General features: G+C 62.3%; 15 protein-coding genes. 9 read left to right on the top strand and 6 right to left on the bottom strand.

All coding sequences use genetic code 11. The features are described from left to right. Positions 1-128 precede the first annotated feature (128 nt). The gene (locus GLS_RS11030; RefSeq protein ID WP_080691962.1) at positions 129-1,463 is read left to right on the top strand and encodes an Nramp family divalent metal transporter; all 1,335 of its coding nucleotides are present in this window, start codon (positions 129-131) and stop codon (positions 1,461-1,463) included. A 3-nt stretch (positions 1,464-1,466) separates the two neighbouring features. Here the strand turns inward: GLS_RS11030 and GLS_RS11025 are convergent, their stop codons facing one another. The 3 genes from GLS_RS11025 to GLS_RS13445 form a co-directional block, all read right to left on the bottom strand. Beyond that, the gene (locus tag GLS_RS11025) at positions 1,467-2,423 is read right to left on the bottom strand and encodes a glutaminase (RefSeq protein WP_011253579.1); all 957 of its coding nucleotides are present in this window, start codon (positions 2,421-2,423) and stop codon (positions 1,467-1,469) included. Between the two features lie 152 nt (positions 2,424-2,575). Continuing rightward, positions 2,576-3,997, bottom strand: a complete 1,422-nt coding sequence (gene cysG / locus GLS_RS11020; RefSeq protein WP_041112254.1) for a siroheme synthase CysG — start codon at positions 3,995-3,997, stop codon at positions 2,576-2,578. 139 nt (positions 3,998-4,136) lie between these two features. Then, positions 4,137-4,385, bottom strand: coding sequence for a hypothetical protein (locus GLS_RS13445; RefSeq protein ID WP_041112877.1), 249 nt, complete (start codon positions 4,383-4,385; stop codon positions 4,137-4,139). 208 nt (positions 4,386-4,593) lie between these two features. On the opposite strand from GLS_RS13445, the gene GLS_RS13595 reads away from it, so the two are divergent. From GLS_RS13595 to GLS_RS11005, 3 genes are all read left to right on the top strand, one after another. Continuing rightward, positions 4,594-4,719, top strand: coding sequence for a hypothetical protein (locus GLS_RS13595; protein WP_255314064.1), 126 nt, complete (start codon positions 4,594-4,596; stop codon positions 4,717-4,719). 48 nt (positions 4,720-4,767) lie between these two features. Continuing rightward, positions 4,768-5,355: an HD domain-containing protein gene (locus tag GLS_RS11010; RefSeq protein WP_041112253.1), complete on the top strand. Its 588-nt coding sequence runs from the start codon at positions 4,768-4,770 to the stop codon at positions 5,353-5,355. Between the two features lie 154 nt (positions 5,356-5,509). Further along, positions 5,510-8,164 carry a TonB-dependent receptor gene (locus GLS_RS11005; protein WP_041112252.1) on the top strand — a complete coding sequence of 885 codons (2,655 nt, stop codon included), beginning with the start codon at positions 5,510-5,512 and terminating at the stop codon, positions 8,162-8,164. A 6-nt stretch (positions 8,165-8,170) separates the two neighbouring features. On the opposite strand, the gene alr is transcribed toward GLS_RS11005, so the two are convergent. Continuing rightward, the gene (gene alr / locus GLS_RS11000) at positions 8,171-9,274 is read right to left on the bottom strand and encodes an alanine racemase (protein WP_041112251.1); all 1,104 of its coding nucleotides are present in this window, start codon (positions 9,272-9,274) and stop codon (positions 8,171-8,173) included. 239 nt (positions 9,275-9,513) lie between these two features. On the opposite strand from alr, the gene GLS_RS10995 reads away from it, so the two are divergent. The 5 genes from GLS_RS10995 (at position 9,514) to spt (ending at position 15,378) form a co-directional block, all read left to right on the top strand. Next, entirely contained in the window at positions 9,514-10,881 is a 1,368-nt protein-coding gene (locus GLS_RS10995; protein ID WP_041112250.1) for a lipopolysaccharide biosynthesis protein, read from the top strand. Then, complete coding sequence (locus GLS_RS10990; protein ID WP_041112249.1) at positions 10,878-12,008, top strand: hypothetical protein; 1,131 nt, start codon at positions 10,878-10,880, stop codon at positions 12,006-12,008. The genes GLS_RS10995 and GLS_RS10990 overlap by 4 nt, the downstream gene beginning before the upstream one ends. Continuing rightward, positions 12,008-13,819 carry a fatty acyl-AMP ligase gene (locus GLS_RS10985; RefSeq protein WP_193363818.1) on the top strand — a complete coding sequence of 604 codons (1,812 nt, stop codon included), beginning with the start codon at positions 12,008-12,010 and terminating at the stop codon, positions 13,817-13,819. The genes GLS_RS10990 and GLS_RS10985 overlap by 1 nt, the downstream gene beginning before the upstream one ends. 114 nt (positions 13,820-13,933) lie before the next feature. Then, a complete protein-coding gene (locus GLS_RS10980) occupies positions 13,934-14,188 on the top strand; it encodes an acyl carrier protein (RefSeq protein WP_011253570.1) in 255 nt (84 codons plus the stop codon). Further along, complete coding sequence (gene spt, locus GLS_RS10975) at positions 14,185-15,378, top strand: serine palmitoyltransferase (protein WP_041112247.1); 1,194 nt, start codon at positions 14,185-14,187, stop codon at positions 15,376-15,378. The genes GLS_RS10980 and spt overlap by 4 nt, the downstream gene beginning before the upstream one ends. Positions 15,379-15,418: 40 nt before the next feature. On the opposite strand, the gene GLS_RS10970 is transcribed toward spt, so the two are convergent. Together GLS_RS10970 and GLS_RS10965 are read right to left on the bottom strand one after the other, a co-directional pair. Then, positions 15,419-16,357 carry a hypothetical protein gene (locus tag GLS_RS10970; RefSeq protein WP_041112246.1) on the bottom strand — a complete coding sequence of 313 codons (939 nt, stop codon included), beginning with the start codon at positions 16,355-16,357 and terminating at the stop codon, positions 15,419-15,421. Then, a complete protein-coding gene (locus GLS_RS10965; RefSeq protein ID WP_041112245.1) occupies positions 16,350-17,297 on the bottom strand; it encodes a diacylglycerol/lipid kinase family protein in 948 nt (315 codons plus the stop codon). The genes GLS_RS10970 and GLS_RS10965 overlap by 8 nt, the downstream gene beginning before the upstream one ends. Positions 17,298-17,325 lie beyond the last annotated feature (28 nt).

Raw genomic sequence — 17,325 nt, 5'->3', positions numbered from 1 at the left:
GGAATAAAACATTCCCGACATGTATGCCAGTAGGATCCATCACGTTTTCCCGATATCCCGGTTTTTCATGAGGCTCATCAATATAGCATGTTGAATATTCATTCCCGATGGGATTGAATACACCCCTGATGTCAGACACCCCCTCACCCCACACACCATCCCCGGAGATGCGCCCGAGCCTGCCTGATGCCTTTTCCAGCATCCGGGTTCCGGGAGCGGATGCGTCCTGGTTCAGGCGCTTCCTGGCTTTTGTGGGGCCGGGATTCATGGTGTCGGTCGGCTATATGGACCCAGGCAACTGGGCCACGGACCTGCAGGGCGGGTCGCGCTACGGCTATACGCTGCTCTGCGTCATCATGCTGTCGAACCTGATGGCGATCCTGCTTCAGGCGCTTTCCGCCCGCCTCGGGATCGCAACGGGACGCGATCTAGCGCAGGCGTGCCGAGATCATTTCTCGCCGGGCGTGAACATCGTGCTGTGGCTGGCCTGTGAACTGGCCATCATCGCCTGCGATCTGGCGGAAGTGATCGGTACGGCCGTGGCGCTTCAGCTTCTGTTCGGCCTGCCGCTTCTGGGCGGCGCGCTGCTCTCCATTCTGGACGCACTGATCGTGCTGTTGCTGATGAACCGGGGTTTCCGCTATCTGGAAGCCTTCGTGATCGCGCTTTTAGGCATCATCGCGCTGTGTTTCGGCATCCAGCTTGTCGCCGCAGCCCCGCCCGTACACAGCATTCTGGCCGGTCTGCTCCCCGATCCGAAGATCGTGACGACACCAGGGATGCTCTATGTCGCCATCGGCATCATCGGTGCCACGGTCATGCCGCATAACCTGTATCTGCATTCCTCGATCGTGCAGACCCGCGCCTATGAGCGCACACCAGCGGGGCGGCGGGATGCGATCCGCTGGACGACCTGGGACAGCACGATTGCCCTGACGCTGGCGCTGTTCATCAACGCAGCGATCCTGATCGTGGCGGCGGCAGCCTTCCACACTTCCGGCCATCAGGACGTAGCGGAAATCCAGGATGCCTACAGGCTGCTTTCCCCGATCCTCGGGCTTGGCATGGCGTCCACGCTGTTCGCGCTTGCCCTTCTGGCAGCAGGCACGAATTCGACGATCACCGGTACGCTGGCAGGACAGATCATCATGGAGGGCTTCCTGCACCTCCGCATCCCGCACTGGGCCAGACGGCTTCTGACGCGCGGACTGGCGATTGTGCCCGTGGCCATCGTTACGCTGATCTATGGCAACCGGGGCGTGGGCGATCTGCTGATGGCCAGTCAGGTCATCCTGTCGCTGCAACTGCCCTTTGCCGTCATACCGCTGGTCATGTTCGTCTCGGACCGCCGGAAGATGGGCGAGTTCGTGATTTCCGCCCCTGTCCGCATCCTGTCCTGGGGTGTTGCCGGGCTGATCCTGCTGCTGAACTTCAAGCTGCTTTACGACACGCTGGCAGGCTGAAGATCAGGTCGGATTGGCGACCCACGGGTTTGCCCTGAAGACGGACCATCCCGTGTGCTGCACGAGCCGTTCCAGCGCACGGGTCCCCAGCAGGGAGTTGCCCTGAGCATTCAGGCCCGGAGACCAGACGGCAATGGATGCCACGCCCGGCGCAATGGCGAGGATGCCGCCCCCGACGCCGGATTTTCCCGGCAGACCGACACGGATGGCAAAGGCCCCGGAGCCGTCATAATGTCCGCACATCATCATCAGCGCGAGGATCGTCTGGGCATTGCGCTCGGACATGATGCGCTCACCCGTAAGCGGGTTCCGGCCGCCTGTCATCAGACAGGTCCCGACCTGCGCCAGCTGGTGGCAGCTCATGGTGAGCGCGCACTGATGGAAATAGAAATCCAGCGTGTCCTCGACCACATTGCGGATATTCCCGAAGGTCCGCATGTAGTTGGCCAAAGCCATGTTGCGAAAACCGGTCTCACGTTCCTGCCGGGCGACATCGGTATCGATGTCGATTGAGGACGGATCGCTCACCAGCGGACGCAGGAACTCCAGCAGGCGCGTTTGGGCATTCTCGCGGCCATAACGCGAGACCAGAATGTCAGCGATGACGATGGCGCCCGCATTGATGAACGGATTGCGGGGAATGCCGTGTTCGTTTTCAAGCTGGACGATGGAATTGAACGCGCTGCCCGACGGCTCCTGACGCACCCGCCCCCACAGTTCGTCACCCATGGCATTGAGCGCCATGCTCAGGCTGAAAACCTTGGACACACTCTGGACCGAGAACGGGACTTCCGCATCCCCGACCGTATGTGTCTCTCCGTCCATGCCCACCACGGCCATGCCGAACCGGTTCAGATCCACCCGTGCGAGCGGGGGAATGTAATTGGCGACCGTGCCCCGTTCGGAGGCCGTGCGCATCTCCTCTGCGATCGAGACGATAATGGACGCAACTGTGCTCATGGGGCCCCGGACTGTGAAACGCGATGTGACTGAAAGAACAGGAGTTTCACAGGCAGGTGAGCCCGTGAGCAACCCGCAGGATCATACGGAGCGATATGCACTCAAAGCATGGCTGAAAGAGTATGTCTTCCAGCCATGCAGACCCCGTCGCCTCAGGGCGAAACGACCCGATGCCGGACCACCTGCCCGACGATCACCAGCGCGGGCGATTTCACCTGCGCTTCGGCCGCCTGCTGCGCGATGGTGGACAGCGTCCCGGTGAAAACCCGCTGCCGCGGCTGCGTGCCCCGCTCCACGATCGCCACCGGCCAGTCAGCCGGCAGTCCCTTTCCCAGCAGTCCGGCGGCAAGCTGCGGCAGGGTCGAGATGCCCATATAAATCACGACTGTCTGGCGCCGGTCGGCCATGTCGTCCCAGGGCAGATCCAGAACACCGTCCGCCTTTGCATGTCCGGTCACGAACAGGCAGGCCTGCGCGCAGTCCCGATGCGTCAGCGGAATGCCGGAATAGGCTGCGCAGCCATTGGCGGCGGAAATGCCCGGCACCAGCCGGAACGCGACCCCGGCTTCGACCAGAGCTTCGATTTCCTCACCGCCACGCCCAAAAATGAACGGGTCTCCACCCTTGAGACGCAGGACGCGCTCGCCGGCCTGTGCACGGCGGACCATCTCTCGGTTGATCTCATCCTGCGGCAGGGCATGACGGTCCCGCTGCTTGCCAACGAAGACGAGTTCGGCGTCCCGGCGCACCATGTCCAACAAGGCTGGCGAGACCAGATTGTCATAGAGTACGGAATCCGCATTCTGCATCAGGTGCAGCGCCTTGAGGGTCAGCAGATCCGGATCACCGGGGCCGGCCCCGACCAGCCAGACTTCTCCCGACTTGCGCTCCCCGTCCAGCAGCGCCTCCAGTCGCGTATCCGCCCGGCTTTCATCACCAGAGCGCGCGGCTTCCGCGCCAGGGCCATCCAGAAAATCCTCCCAGATGCGTTTGCGATCCTGAACATTGGGATAGCGCCCCGAAACGAGCGCCCGGCGGGACTGCATATAGGCCGCCAGACGGCCTGTGCCTTCGGGCAGCAGTGTCTCGATCTGTTCGCGCAGGCGACGCGCCAGAACGGGGGCCGCGCCTCCCGTGGAGACGGCCACACGCACCATGCCCCGGCGCACCTGAGCGGGCGTGATGAAACTGGAAGGTCCGGGATCGTCCACCGCGCAGACGGGGATATTCAGTTCATCCGCCAGGGCAGCAACCTGACGGTTGGTGTCCCGGTTGTCGGTCGCGGCATAGACCAGCCGACAGCCCGGAAGCAGACGGCGCAACACCGCCTCATCCGCGCGTTCGCCCACATGGCGCACCCTGTCGCTCTCAACCCAGCCCTGTACGACCGGGTGCAGTTTTTCGGCCAGGACATCGATCCGCGCTCCGTGATCGAGCAGCAGCCGTCCCTTGTTGACAGCAATTTCTCCGCCGCCCACGAGCAGGACCCGTGCGCCCGAAAGACGGATGGAAATAGGAAACCAGCCGCCGTCCTGAGGAGAATCCGGGCTGGAATGGTGAGGCTGGGTGTTCATCGAGGCACGGATTTTCCGGATCGGGGGAGACGCTTGCGTGCCGCATTCAGCGACAGGCTGGCCGGAAGGTCAAATCCGGCAGTTCCGTGCCTTCAGGTTCGGGGACGTGCCTTTGCCCGGCACGTCCCGGTAGGCGCTGTTACCAGCCGCCCTGCCCCCCCTGACCGCCGCCCATGCCGCCGCCGCCATTCATGCCGCCCATCCCCTGGCCACCACCCATGCCCTGACCACCCATACCCTGGCCGCCCATGCCACCCTGACCATAACCGCGGTCGTCGCCACGGTGATGGTGATGGCCGCCGCCGCGACGGTCATCGTAAGGGCCGTCACAGGCGGTCAGAGACAGGGTCAGGCCGGCTCCGAGAGCCAGAGCAAGAATCTTTTTCATAAGATGCTCCATCAGCAATGTTTCGGTGCCGAGGATGCCCGATGAAATGTGGTATTCTCAAGGACAGGAACGTAACGGACAATGACAGAACGCGATTTTGCGCAGATATTCAGGCAGACGGATGCGTGGAAATGCTATAACCGTTCGCGAACAGAGGTCCTGTTGACTGGCGCTCCCGGACTGCACTTCTTTTCAGGAAAGAGGTTTCATGGCTCAGTTGATGGTGAAAATCTTCAAGTCCATTCAGGAGGGGCCCGGTTTTCTTGTGTTGCTCGGGCTTCTGGTCGCTGCGGTCTTTGTGGGATATGAAGTCCTGCATGCGCTGGTCGGATAAGGCTTTCGCGACCGCCGCGATGCGCATCGCCACAGACAGGACCCCAGCATGACAAAAGGCGATCTTGAAAAGCGTCTCGACTTTCTCCGGGAAGCGTCGCGCCTCAAGGACATCCTGAGGCGGACCTACACCCATGGCGGCCAGACCGAGAGCACGGCGGAGCATACCTGGGCGCTCTGCCTGCTGGTCATGACCTTCGCCGACCAGCTTGAGGGCATCGACCTTCTGAAGCTGCTGAAAATCTGCATCCTGCATGATCTCGGGGAAGCCATTCACGGTGATGTGCCCGCGATCTCGCTGCACGCCTCGGCCAACAAGTCCGCGCAGGAACGTGAGGATCTGCTGACGATCATGGCGCCGCTGCCTGACGAGCTTCAGGCCGAGTTTCTTGCGCTGTGGGACGAATATGAAAACGCGGCCTCTCCCGAAGCCCGGCTGGCCAAGGCCTTCGACAAGATCGAGACCATCAGCCAGCACAATGCCGGCCTCAATCCGGATGATTTCGACCATACGTTCAATCTGACCTATGGCCGCAAATATACCGATGCCACGGAACTGACGCGCCGGATCCGCGCCATTCTCGACGAGGAAACACGGCGGAACATGATGCGCAGCCGGAACATGGTTCCGGGCTGAACGGCCCTTTATGCTCGACACCGTAACATAAATCCGCCAGAAACGGCTCCAAATGGCCTTCCGCTGTTACGATATCCTTGCAGATTCGTGACATTCTGCATCGGATGCAGACGTTCCAGGCCCGCACCAGACACAGGAGCCGGCAGACGCGCGCATGCCAGATCATGACCTGAAAACCCCAGCAGCACCGGCACGGCCGGGGCTGCGTCCGGCTCTCGGTCTTGTCTGGGGCCTCGGCAGCCTCCTCTCCGCTCCGTCCGCCCTCGCGCAGACCGCTGCGAACACCCCCACCACGCCGTCCACCACCCAGAACAGCGCGGCGACCGTGACCACGTCCACGACGTCCATCAATGGCGGCGAGAAAATCGAGGTCAAAGCCCATAAACCCGCCAGCGCCGTGCTGGGTGATGCCAAGCCGATCATGCAGATCCAGGCCGATGAAATCCGCTCTTATGGCGTCGATACCGCAGCGGACCTGCTGACGGCCATTGCGCCCGAAACCCGTTCAGGACGTGGCGCGACCGGCAACACGCCGGTCGTCCTGCTGAACGGCAAGCGCATTTCGGGGATGCAGGAAGTCAATGACCTTCCCTTCGAGGCCATCGCGCGGGTCGAGATCTTCACCGAGGAAGAGGCCCTGCGCTACGGCTATCCGGCCGACGAGCGCGTGGTGAACATCATCACCGTGAAGAATTTCCGGGCCGTGCGGATGCGGGCCTATGGCAGCACATCCACGGATGGCGGCGGCGATGATGGTGTTCTGGGCGCCAGCTTCACGAAGCTCTCCGGAGAGCGGCGGATCAATCTGAGCGCGCGCTATGAGGCACAGGCGCGGCTTCTGGACAGCGATCGCGGCGTCACACCCCCTTCCGCCAGCAGTCTCTATTCCAATGCCGGCAACGTTACATCCACGGATGGCGGCAGCCTTGATCCGGCGCTTGATGCACTTGCCGGACAGAGCGTGACATCTGCGGGCGTGCCGTCGCTCGCATCCGGGCAGATCCCGACCCTTCAGGATTTCACGGCGTATGCCAATGCACCGCATGTTAGTTCAGATGCCTCGGATTACAGCCTTCAGCCCCGAACGCATGAACTGAACCTGAACGGTGTCTATGCGGACCAGATCTTCAAGGACGTCTCGGCCTCCTTCAACGCCAGCTACACCCACAGCAATTCCGAAAGCCTTCAGGGACCGGCGCGCGGCATCCTGACCCTCCCGGCCGGCAGCTTTTACTCTCCGTTCTCGCAGGACACACTCCTGTACCGGGACTACACCAACGTCTCCGCGCTTCAGCAGAGATCCCATACGGATTCCGTTCATGCCGGGGTGAATTTCAATGGCGACGTGGGGAACTGGAAGTGGAACAGCACCGGAAGTTTCGACCGCTCCACCACCGCAACCAACAGCCAGACCGGGCTTGATCTGAGCGCCGCCCAGACGGCGCTGACGGAAGGTCTGGTCGGCTTCGATCCGTTCTCGGAAGTGGACCGAAGCTGGCTGAACAGCCGGCTGGTCAATCAGGGCCATACCACCGGAACGACCGGCAAGATCAGCGGTCTCGTCTCCGGCTCGCTGTTCTCGCTGCCCGCCGGTGATGTCTCGACCAGCATTGCCCCCACCGGAACCCTGACCGAACAGAACGCGACATCCATCAGCCAGGGCAAGCTGCAGCGCACCCATATCAGCCGCGATGTCGGCACCCTTCAGATCAACGGCGACATTCCCATTGCCAATGCGCGCAAGCATGTCCTGTCGTTCCTGGGAAAGCTGGATGCGAACGTCAACGGCGCCGTCAGTCAGGTGTCCCATTTCGGCACACTCGGGACGATCGGCGGAGGCGTGACGTGGGAGCCTGTCCCCTGGGTCCAGTTCCCCTTCTCCGTGACCGACCGGACAGAAGCGCCCAGCGCTACCAGTCTCGTCGCCCCGCAGATCGAGACCCCCAACGTCACGACCTATGACTATATCACGGGACGCTCGGTGCAGGTAACGACCATCTCCGGCGGCAACCGCAACCTGCGGGCGGCGGACCGGCACGAGATCAGCATCGGCACGATCCTTTCCCCCACTTTTCTCGAAGGCGCGCGGCTGCATGTCAATTATGTCCGGGACCGCAACCACAACCCGGTCATGAGCCTGCCAACCGCAACGGCGGCCATCGAGGAAGCCTTCCCGGACCGTTACCAGCGCAATTCGGACGGGATTCTGGATGTCGTCGATATCCGCCCCGTCAATGCGCTCATGGAAAAGCGCAATGAATGGAATGCGACTTTCTCGTTTTCCAGACCGCTGGGAAAAAAGCCCGAAGGAAAAGGCGGTAAACATGGCGCTGGCGGCCGGTATTACATCGTTCTGACGCAGGTCTGGCGCCTTAAGGACACGGTGCAGCTCCGGTCAGGCCTGGCACCAATCGATCTGCTCAATGGCGGGACGATCGGCGGCACCGGCGGTCAGCCACGCCATGAAGTCGAGCTTCAGGGGGGCGTGTTCAAGAACGGACTGGGCTTCCGCCTCGTCACCAAATGGCAGTCCGCGACCTCCACCCTCGCCAGCACCCACGCCAACAGCCTGTTCTTCAGCGATCTGGCGACCGTGGATATGACGGCCTTCGCCGATCTGGGAGAAATCCCCCGCTGGCAGAACCGGAACTGGGCAAAGAATTTCCGGGTCATGGTCTCGGTCAGCAACCTGTTCAACAGCCGCATCCGGGCCCGCAACGGCTCGGGCATCACACCTGCTGGCTATGAACCGGCCTTTCTGGATCCGCTCGGACGGACCATCTCGTTTTCCATCCGCAAATCGGTCTGACCCGGCTCAGTCATCCGACACATAGACACGATGGAAACGGCTTCCCAGCGCCGTCAGGACCTCGTAGCCGATCGTCCCTGCCGAGCGCGCCAGCGCATCCACATCCTGCGCCGGCCCCAGCACCGACAGCACGTCCCCTGCTTTCAAACCGGCAGGCGCATCGGTCAGATCAACGGAAATACTGTCCATCGAGACACGTCCGATGACCGGAAGCCGGGTCTGTCCGTGCCAGACAGCGCCCCGCCCCGCCTGGGCCCGGAAGAACCCGTCCGCATAACCAAGCCCCAGCGTGGCGATCCGTGTGGGCTTCGTGGCTGTCCAGCCCAGCCCGTACCCGACGCGGTCTGCAGCCTGCACCGTCCGGATCTGCACGATCCGCGCATCGAGCGAAACAACAGGCTTCAGGGCGCGGCTCCCTTCGAAAGGCGCGATCCCATAAAGGGCGGCACCTGGACGGATCAGTTCAAAATGGTAGTCCGGGCCAAGAAAAATCCCCGAAGAGGCCGCCAGGGAGCGCGGCACGCCCGGAAAGCCGGCGGCCATTTCAACAAAGCGCTTCCGCTGCATCGCGTTGGCGGGATTGTCCGGCGTATCCGCACAGGCCAGATGGCTCATCACCAGTTGCAGGTTCAGCCCTTCGAAAACCGAGCGGTCCTGAAGGTCGTGATCACTCAGTCCAAACCGGGACATCCCGGTATCGAACTGGAGGGCTGCAGGAAAGGCACAGCCCTTTTCCCCGCAAAGCCGCTGCCAGCTGCGAACCTGTTCAAGATCGTTGAGGACGGGAATCAGGTTATGGGCCTGCATGCTGCCTTCACAGCCCGGCATGAAACCGTGCAGCACGAAAATGCGGACTTCGGGCAGTATGGCCCGCAAGACGATCCCCTCGTCGAGATGCGCCACGAAGAATGTTCCCGCCCCGCGTGCGGCCAGAACGGGCGCCACACGATCCGCGCCCAGCCCATAGGCGTCGGCCTTGACGACGGCTGCACATTCCGCGCCGGCGCCAAGAGCGGCAACGAGATTGTAATTTTCTGCGATGGCCCGCAGGCTGACACCCAGCCAGGCTCCGGCCCGTGCCGATGCTGCGTCCTGGAAAACTGTTTGCATGAGGCTGCCCAAAAGACTGCAATGCTTTCTTATGGCACTCCAGTCCCATGAAGCAATGTCATGCCCCTCTTTTCACACCGGACTTTTCACATCGGGAATTCTGCGCAACAAGACGCCATGCGTTGCATGCGAATGCAATCTTCGGTCACAAAAAGTGAGTTCAGATTTCCGGGGAAACGCCTATTTCTGGTGCCCAACGGAGTTAACGGCAAGACTGTCACGAAAGTTTCCATAAATTGATGTCAGACGACTCATCGTCTTCTCAGGCTGCAAGACCCGGCGGTGTCCAGCGCGTCATGAGCAATCTGGGCGTCCTTCTGGGAGGGCGCGCAGTCAATGCTCCGCTGAGCCTCATCCATATCTGGATGGCGACCCATCTGCTGGGGAGCTACAGCTTCGGACTCGTCGCGATGATGTATGCCTTCGCACGGACGATGGGCGACATCGTGGATTTCCAGTCCTGGCAGACCGTTCTGCATTATGGCCTGCGCCCCCTAACGCAGGGTGACCGTCGCGGTTTCCAGAAAATCGTCTCCTTCAGTCTGCTGCTGGACAGCGTCGGCGGTCTGCTGGGTTTTGGCGGGGGCGTCCTCATCAGCCTTCTGGCCATGAATCTTCTGGGCTGGCCACCTGAGATTCACGTCATCGGCGTGGTTTACTGCGTCTCCATCCTTTTCATGGCATCCGCCACCGCAACGGGCCTTCTGCGGGTTTTCGACCGGTACGACCTGCTGGCCGTACAGGGCACCGTGGCCACCATCGTCCGCGTGATCGGCACGGCCTCGATGGCTCTGGGCTGGGCGTCCGTGACGGCACTTGCCAGTGTCTGGATCGCAGCGGAAGTGGCAGCCTGGGGCACGATCTTTTTCATGGCGGCCCGCGAGATGTATCGCCGGGACCTGATCCGCGGCCTCTTCCATGAAATGCGCGGTATCCTTCCAGAGATCCTGAGCGGACAGTTTTTCCGCACCTATCCGGGGATCTGGCGTTTCGCGCTGAACACGAACCTCAATTCCACGCTCGCCCTCGCCTTCGGCCATATCGGCACCCTCGTGGTCGGCGCCTTCGTCGGTCCGACGAGCGCTGGCTACTACCGGATCGCAAGCCAGATCGCGGCCGGAATCGCCAAACCGGCGACCCTGATCCAGACGACCGTCTATCCCGAAATGGCCCGGCTGTGGCGCGACAGGGCCATGAACCGGCTGTATCGCCTGACGGGCCAGATTGCCCTGATGGCTGGCGGAATCGGAACGGCCCTGCTCCTGCTGACGCTGTTCGCCGGACGCCCGCTCCTTCAGCTCTATATCGGCCACAAGGGGGCGACAGAGGCTCTTCCCGTCACGCTGTGGCTGCTGGCCGCGGAAGTGGTCACCGTCTGGGGCCTGCCGCTGGAGCCGCTGCTGTTCACGACGAACCGCTCCGGCGCCGCGATCGGAGCCCGTGTTCTGGAATGTACCTTCTTCCTTCCGGCCCTGGTGATGATGGTTCGCCATTACGGGCTGAGCGGCGTCGGCCCGGCGACATTATGTGGCGTCACCCTTCTGATCACGATCCAGCTTGTCTTCGTGATCCGCACGGCCCGCAGCCCGCAGGGGCTTGCGGCATGAAGGTGGCTTTCCCCCTTATCGGCCAGCGTCACCAGACCCTCCACGCCCTGCCGATCGCGCTGGAAGTCTCCGCGCGCCATCCGGACGTTGCAGTCCATGTCTCATGCCTGACCGTGAGCCATCTCGAACTGGCACGCTCACTGGCCACGCTCTATCCGGAAGCCCGGGTGCAGTTCGATCTGCTCCCGATCTCCCCCAAGCTCCGTCGCCGGATCGAACTGCACGGGCTTCGGGTGGTGGACCGCCTGATCGGGCTTTTCGCCTCCCGGCATTATTTCCGGACCTTCGATGCGATCATCGTGCCGGAAGCGACGTCCCTGCAGCTCCGCCGCATGGGCGTGCGGCGTCCGAAAATGATCTGGACGGGCCATGGCGCCGGGGACCGGGCGATCGGTTTTGCCCGGCATCTGGGAAAGTTCGATTTCCTGCTGGTTCCCGGACGCAAGGTGGAACAGCGCATGCTGGAAAAGGGTATCATCCGCCCCGGCGCCTATCATCGCGGCACCTACGCCAAGTTTGATCTCGTGCGGCGCATGGATGCGAAACGGCCAAAACTCTTTAACAACAACCGGCCAACGATCCTGTATAATCCGCATTTCCTGCGCCGCCTGTCCTCCTGGCCGGAAATGGGTCATCATATCCTGCAGTTCTTTGCCACGCAGGATCGCTACAACCTTGTTTTCGCACCGCATTTCCGTCTCTTCGACAATCACCGAGAAGAGGGGGAAGCCCTGAGGCGCCAGTATGGGCATCTGCCGCACATGCTGATCGACCCGGGCAGCCACCGGAGCATCGATATGACCTATACGATGGGGGCAGACCTCTATCTGGGGGATGTCAGCAGCCAGGTGGCCGAGTTCATGATCCGCCCGCGCCCTTGTCTCTTTCTCAACGCCCACCATGTCAAATGGCATGGAAATCCGGACTACCAGTTCTGGACACTGGGGCCAGTGACGGAAAATGTATCGGATCTGGGCTCCAAGATAGAGAATGCTTTCGAAACGCATCCTCGTTTTCTTGAGGCGCAGCGCCAATATGTATTAGAGACATTCGAAACACTGGGCGATGAGCCCACTGCTCCCGCTGCCGCGGATGCAATTGTCGATTTTCTGAAAAGGGCTGCCTGATGTCAGGTAATCCAAACGGAGCTAGTCCAGGTTTGACCGAGGCCAACCAGAACCCAACCGCCAATCCCGTTCCGACGCCAAGCCGCTCCGGCCTGGAAAGACGCTACGGAGATTTCCCCAGCTTTGCGGCCGCCCTTGATTACGCGGCCCAGGGTGAGAGCGGATTCAACATCTATTCCGGCCGGGGGCAGCTTCTCGAGGCATTGCCATACCGTCTGCTGCGCGAGCAGGCCCGTTCCATGGCCTGCCGCCTGCTGGGTCTTGGTCTGGTCCCGGGCGATCGCGTTGCGATCGTGGCGGAAAGCGATGGGGACTTTGCCCGGATCTTCTTCGGCTGCCAGTATGCTGGCCTGGTCCCGGCGCCGCTCCCCCTGCCGGTCGCCTTCGGCGGCCGCGAGGGTTATGTGACGACGCTGCGCGGCATGATCCAGAGCGCTGCGGCCCGCGCCGTTGTGGTGCCCGACGTGATCGGAAGCTGGACGGCGGATATCGTCGATGGTCTCGATCTGGTCTTCGGCGGCTCGCCGGCCGATCTGTACCGCCACGCCGAAGCCCGTGTCGAACTGCCGGAAATCTCCCCGACAGCCCTGTCCTATCTCCAGTTTTCCTCGGGTAGCACACGTTTTCCGATGGGCGTTTCGGTCACGCAGGCGGCCGGCATGGCCAATGCCCGCGCCATCGCCCGCGACGGTCTTCACGTCTATCCAGCCGAAGACCCGCGCGATGACCGCTGCGTCTCCTGGCTGCCGCTCTATCATGACATGGGACTGGTCGGCTTCTTCCTGACGCCCCTGACCTGCCAGCTTTCCGTCGATCTGCTGCCTACCCGCGAATTCGCGCGTCGTCCGCATGTCTGGCTGGACCTGATTTCCCGCAACCGCGGCACAATCGCCTACAGCCCCTCCTTCGGGTACGAGCTCTGCGCCCGCCGCAGCGGTCAGGCCGATCTGGATCTGTCGTGCTGGCGCATTGCCGGTATTGGCGGTGACATGATCCGCCATCATATCCTCGAAGGCTTTGCGGAGCGTTTCGCCTCGAACGGCTTCCGGGCCACGTCCTTCGTCGCGAGCTACGGCATGGCCGAGGCGACGCTTGCCATCAGCTTCGCCCCGCTCAACACCGGCATCCAGACCGACACGATCGATCTGCGCCGCCTTGAGAAGGACGGTATTGCCGAGCCTTCCAACGATCCGTCCCATCCGCTGCGGACCTTCGTCCTGTGCGGCGAGGCCCTTCCCGATCATCAGATCGAAGTCCGCGACGCCGCAGGACATGATCTGGCGGACCGGCAGGTCGGCACCGTCTATGTCCGTGGACCGAGTCTCATGTGCGGCTATTTCCGCCGTCCCGACGAGACCGAGGCCGTCCTCGATGCGGATGGCTGGCTGAACACGGGTGATCTTGGCTATCACCTCAATGGCCAGATCGTCGTCACCGGCCGCGCCAAGGACCTGATCATCATCAACGGCCGCAACATCTGGCCGCAGGATCTGGAATGGTCCGCCGAAAGCGAGATCCCGAGCCTGCGTTCGCGTGACGTGGCCGTTTTCTCCGTGGATGGCGACGAAGGCGAGAAGATCGTCGCACTCGTCCAGTGCCGCGCGACCGAGGATGAGAGCCGCAACCAGCTCCGCGACGAGGTCACGAGTCTGTTCCGCCGCCAGCACGGCGTGGATGTCGACGTCATTCTTGTACCGCCCCGCACGCTTCCCCAGACCTCGTCGGGCAAGCTGACCCGCGCGAAGGCCAAGACCATGCTGCTCTCCGGTCAGTTCGAGCAGCAGCCCGAAACCACGTCTTCGGTCGCCTGATCCCGGACCGGCTCCGACCGCCCTGCTGCCTGAAGAGGCAAAGGGGTGGCGAAGGGGGCCGGTTTGGAGCATAAGGCTTGCCCAAGATTGCACAGACACCGAGAGTTGAAGTCCATGACTGACAGCGTCGCCGGTATTTCCGGAATGATCATTGAGAAACTGCTTGCCAATCCGAAAGTTCCCCGGGACATCGATGGCAACAGCAAGATTGTCGAAGACCTGGCCTTTGACAGCCTGGCCGTCATGAACTTCGTCATGGAAATCGAAGACGAGCTCGACGTCTCCGTCCCACTCGACAAGCTGGCCGATATCCGCACCATCAACGACCTTGCCGGCTGCCTGCACACGCTGAAGGTCGCCCACGCGTGACGGATATTTTCGCCAAGCACCAGGGGCTGCGCGAAGCCTATGAAGGCCTCACGGCCGCTTCCCCGCGCAACCCGTTCGAGGTCGTGATCGAACGTCCGATCTCCGCAAGCGTCGGGATCATCGAAGGGCGCGAGACGCTGCTCTTCGGGACCAACAACTATCTTGGTCTCAGCCAGTCGAAGAAAGCCATCGAAGCAGCCGTGGAAACGGCCGAGACGATGGGCGTCGGCACGACGGGCTCCCGCATTGCGAACGGCACCTTCGGTCTGCACCGCAAGCTGGAAGCAAAGCTCGCCGAGTTCTTCCGCCGCAAGTACTGCATGGTGTTCTCGACCGGGTATCAGGCCAATCTGGGCACGATCTCGGCTCTGGTGAACAAGGACGACGTCCTGCTGCTTGATGCGGACAGCCATGCCAGCATCTATGACGGCGCCAAGCTGTCCGGCGCGCAGGTCATCCGCTTCCGCCACAACGATCCGGTCGATCTGGAAAAGCGTCTGGCACGCCTGAAGGACCACCAGGGCGCCAAGCTCATCATCGCCGAGGGCATCTATTCCATGACGGGCAATGTTGCCCCGCTGGACAAGTTCGTCGACATCAAGACGCGCTACGGCGCGTATTTGATGGCTGACGAGGCCCATTCGTTCGGCGTTCTGGGCGCGCATGGCCGTGGCGTTGCTGAAATGCAGGGCTGCGAGGACGGGATCGACTTCGTAGTCGGCACCTTCTCCAAGTCCCTCGGGACCGTCGGCGGTTACTGCGTCACGAACCATGACGGCGTAGACCTGATGCGTCTGTGCTCGCGCCCCTACATGTTCACGGCGTCCCTGCCCCCCGAAATCATCGCAGCCACAATGGCAGCGCTTGAAGACATGCAGGCCCGTCCGGAACTGCGAACGAAGCTTCAGGAAAATGCGACCCGTCTGCATTCCGGGCTCCAGAAGGTCGGCCTGAAAACAGGCGAGCACGTCTCCCCGGTTGTTGCCGTGACGCTGGAGACCGTGGATCAGGCCGTGGGCTTCTGGAACGCGCTGCTGGAAAACGGGGTCTATGTGAACCTCTCGCTCCCGCCGGCCACGCCTGACAACCGGCCGCTGCTGCGCTGCTCGGTCATGGCGGCCCATTCCCCCGAGGAAATCGACCGCGCCGTGGCCGTCTTCGGCGAAGTTGCCCGGCACTTCGGACTGTAATCCATAAAAAAGGGGGATCCACCGGATCCCCCTTTTTGCTTCAGGCTTTCGGACGAACCAGAAGCCGCCGCGCACGCCACAGAAGCCGGGGCAGCATCACAAGCGGATGGCGGCTCTCGAAGGGCGACAGCTGCATGTCAAAACCCGTATGGCGCTGGATCTTCCATGCCAGATAGGACGCGCCGTTTTCAAAAGTGAAGGCGGCCTTCAGCAGTCTGGCCACATTGCGTGGCCGCCCGGATGTCTGGATCAGCGCCCAGCGACGGGCCGCTTTCCGGCGAAGTTCCTCGTGGATGACGGGTTCAAGCCTGTCGCCATGAGCCGAGAACTGAAGATGTCCCCGTGCCCATCCCAGTGTCAGCAGGGCAGCGTAACGCGCCTCCTGCCCTTCAAGAATGCTGTTACCTCGTCCCTTCTTCTCGACCCGCAGTTCGGACGCATAGGTATGGGCGAAAAGGGTCTGCCAGAACTCCAGCGCCGTCATGGACACATCGCCCAGCAGAGCCGCCCAGCACGCCGCCGTCGTCACGCAGCCTGCGATCAGCGACAGGATGGCATCCGCGCTTTGCGGATCCCGCACCCAGACCAGCCGCACGGGCTGACAGAACCGCGCCCAGATCGTTGTGTCGAGCGCGCCGAGCCCCGTTCGGGCTTCGAACTGCGCCTGTGACAGTACTGCGATCTTTGCTCTCAGAACCCGGCCGTCATGACGGAATTCGGAATAACGGACATTGGGCGGCAGGACGAGATTACCGGTCCGGGCCACCAGTCCACCCGCAAAACCCGCGGCGTTTTCGGTAATGATATAGAAGTCGAGAATACCGTCCGGATCAGCTTTGCGCAGAAGCGAGCCATAGAACACTACGCCCAGCGGCAGGACGGGACAGGCACGGGCCAGCGCATCGGCAAAGGCGACGACGCCCGGATCGACCGGCGTCGTCAGTTCGCCGATCAGGCGCTGTTCGAGCGCGTCAGGCATGCAGGAACCGGAAGCGGGACGCACGCTCCAGACGCAGCACACCGCCTGGTGCTGCACTGAAGACCTCGCCATCGAGCACGAAATCGCTTTCCGTCACCAGCGTCATGTCGTCCGTCCGTCCGCTCACATAATCCGGGTGACGACGCAGCCAGCGCGGTGCGCGTCCACACAGAAGGGCAGCCGTCGCCCGGAGCAGACTGTCCGGCCAGGCGCTCACGTCCAGATAGCGCAGTCCTTCGACATTGGGCTCGGCATCCCAGAAGGGCCAGATCCCGCGGGACAGGCGCGAAAGCCCTGTCGTCAGGAACATGAAGCTCTGCCCGTCATAGACATGGCCGCCGGTTTCGATCCGCAGCGGGTCGCCACGGAGCCATTCCTCGCGGCTTTTGCGGAACATGAGGCTGACGAATGTCGAGAGCAGCGTGATGCCGACCGCAAGATCATGGGGCGCGAAACGCAGGACGGTCGGCGAATGGGCAATGCGGACGGCACGTGCATATCCCGCGCAGCCCCCGAACAGGCCAAGCACGGGCATGCGGTCGGTTCCGGGCCAGGACAGACGGATCGGCGTCCGCACGCTGGAGCGCAGCGCGCCCTGCCGCAGACGCTGGATTGCCTCCATTCCGCGCAGGCCGAAACCAACGTCTCCTGCAATGAGGTTCGTGTTGCCGGACGCCAGGACCACGATATCCGGAAGCCTGTCGGCAGGATAAGCGCGTGCGATGGCGGTCAGGGCCGTGCTGACCGTCCCGTCGCCGCCATCGATGAGAATGGTGTCGATCCCACGCTCATAAAGCTGGCGGACATGTTCGGTTGTCCCCTCCCGAGTATCGGAAGGCACGAAATCCTTCCCCAGAAGGGCCTGGGCCTCGACAGCAAAACTGGAACCGTTCCGGCGGTTTTTCCGGCTACGGGCATTATGGATCAAGGCAATGCGCACTAGGTGAGGCAATCTTCGTATGGCGTTC

The organism is Gluconobacter oxydans DSM 3504 (assembly GCF_000583855.1).
Lineage (GTDB): Bacteria > Pseudomonadota > Alphaproteobacteria > Acetobacterales > Acetobacteraceae > Gluconobacter > Gluconobacter oxydans.
Note: the sequence above shows the minus strand (reverse complement) of the source record. Positions and strands in the feature narration are given on the sequence as shown.

What these genes read in the sequence shown, in the direction of transcription:
- GLS_RS10995 (WP_041112250.1), top strand. Translation starts at nt 9,514, where the DNA reads ATGTCAGACGACTCATCGTCTTCTCAGGCTGCAAGACCCGGCGGTGTC.
- GLS_RS13595 (WP_255314064.1), top strand. Translation starts at nt 4,594, where the DNA reads ATGGCTCAGTTGATGGTGAAAATCTTCAAGTCCATTCAGGAGGGGCCC.
- GLS_RS11030 (WP_080691962.1), top strand. Translation starts at nt 129, where the DNA reads ATGTCAGACACCCCCTCACCCCACACACCATCCCCGGAGATGCGCCCG.
- GLS_RS10990 (WP_041112249.1), top strand. Translation starts at nt 10,878, where the DNA reads ATGAAGGTGGCTTTCCCCCTTATCGGCCAGCGTCACCAGACCCTCCAC.
- GLS_RS10970 (WP_041112246.1), bottom strand. Translation starts at nt 16,357, where the DNA reads ATGCCTGACGCGCTCGAACAGCGCCTGATCGGCGAACTGACGACGCCG.
- GLS_RS11025 (WP_011253579.1), bottom strand. Translation starts at nt 2,423, where the DNA reads ATGAGCACAGTTGCGTCCATTATCGTCTCGATCGCAGAGGAGATGCGC.
- GLS_RS10985 (WP_193363818.1), top strand. Translation starts at nt 12,008, where the DNA reads ATGTCAGGTAATCCAAACGGAGCTAGTCCAGGTTTGACCGAGGCCAAC.
- GLS_RS11010 (WP_041112253.1), top strand. Translation starts at nt 4,768, where the DNA reads ATGACAAAAGGCGATCTTGAAAAGCGTCTCGACTTTCTCCGGGAAGCG.
- GLS_RS10980 (WP_011253570.1), top strand. Translation starts at nt 13,934, where the DNA reads ATGACTGACAGCGTCGCCGGTATTTCCGGAATGATCATTGAGAAACTG.
- cysG (WP_041112254.1), bottom strand. Translation starts at nt 3,997, where the DNA reads ATGAACACCCAGCCTCACCATTCCAGCCCGGATTCTCCTCAGGACGGC.
- GLS_RS11005 (WP_041112252.1), top strand. Translation starts at nt 5,510, where the DNA reads ATGCCAGATCATGACCTGAAAACCCCAGCAGCACCGGCACGGCCGGGG.
- alr (WP_041112251.1), bottom strand. Translation starts at nt 9,274, where the DNA reads ATGCAAACAGTTTTCCAGGACGCAGCATCGGCACGGGCCGGAGCCTGG.
- GLS_RS13445 (WP_041112877.1), bottom strand. Translation starts at nt 4,385, where the DNA reads ATGAAAAAGATTCTTGCTCTGGCTCTCGGAGCCGGCCTGACCCTGTCT.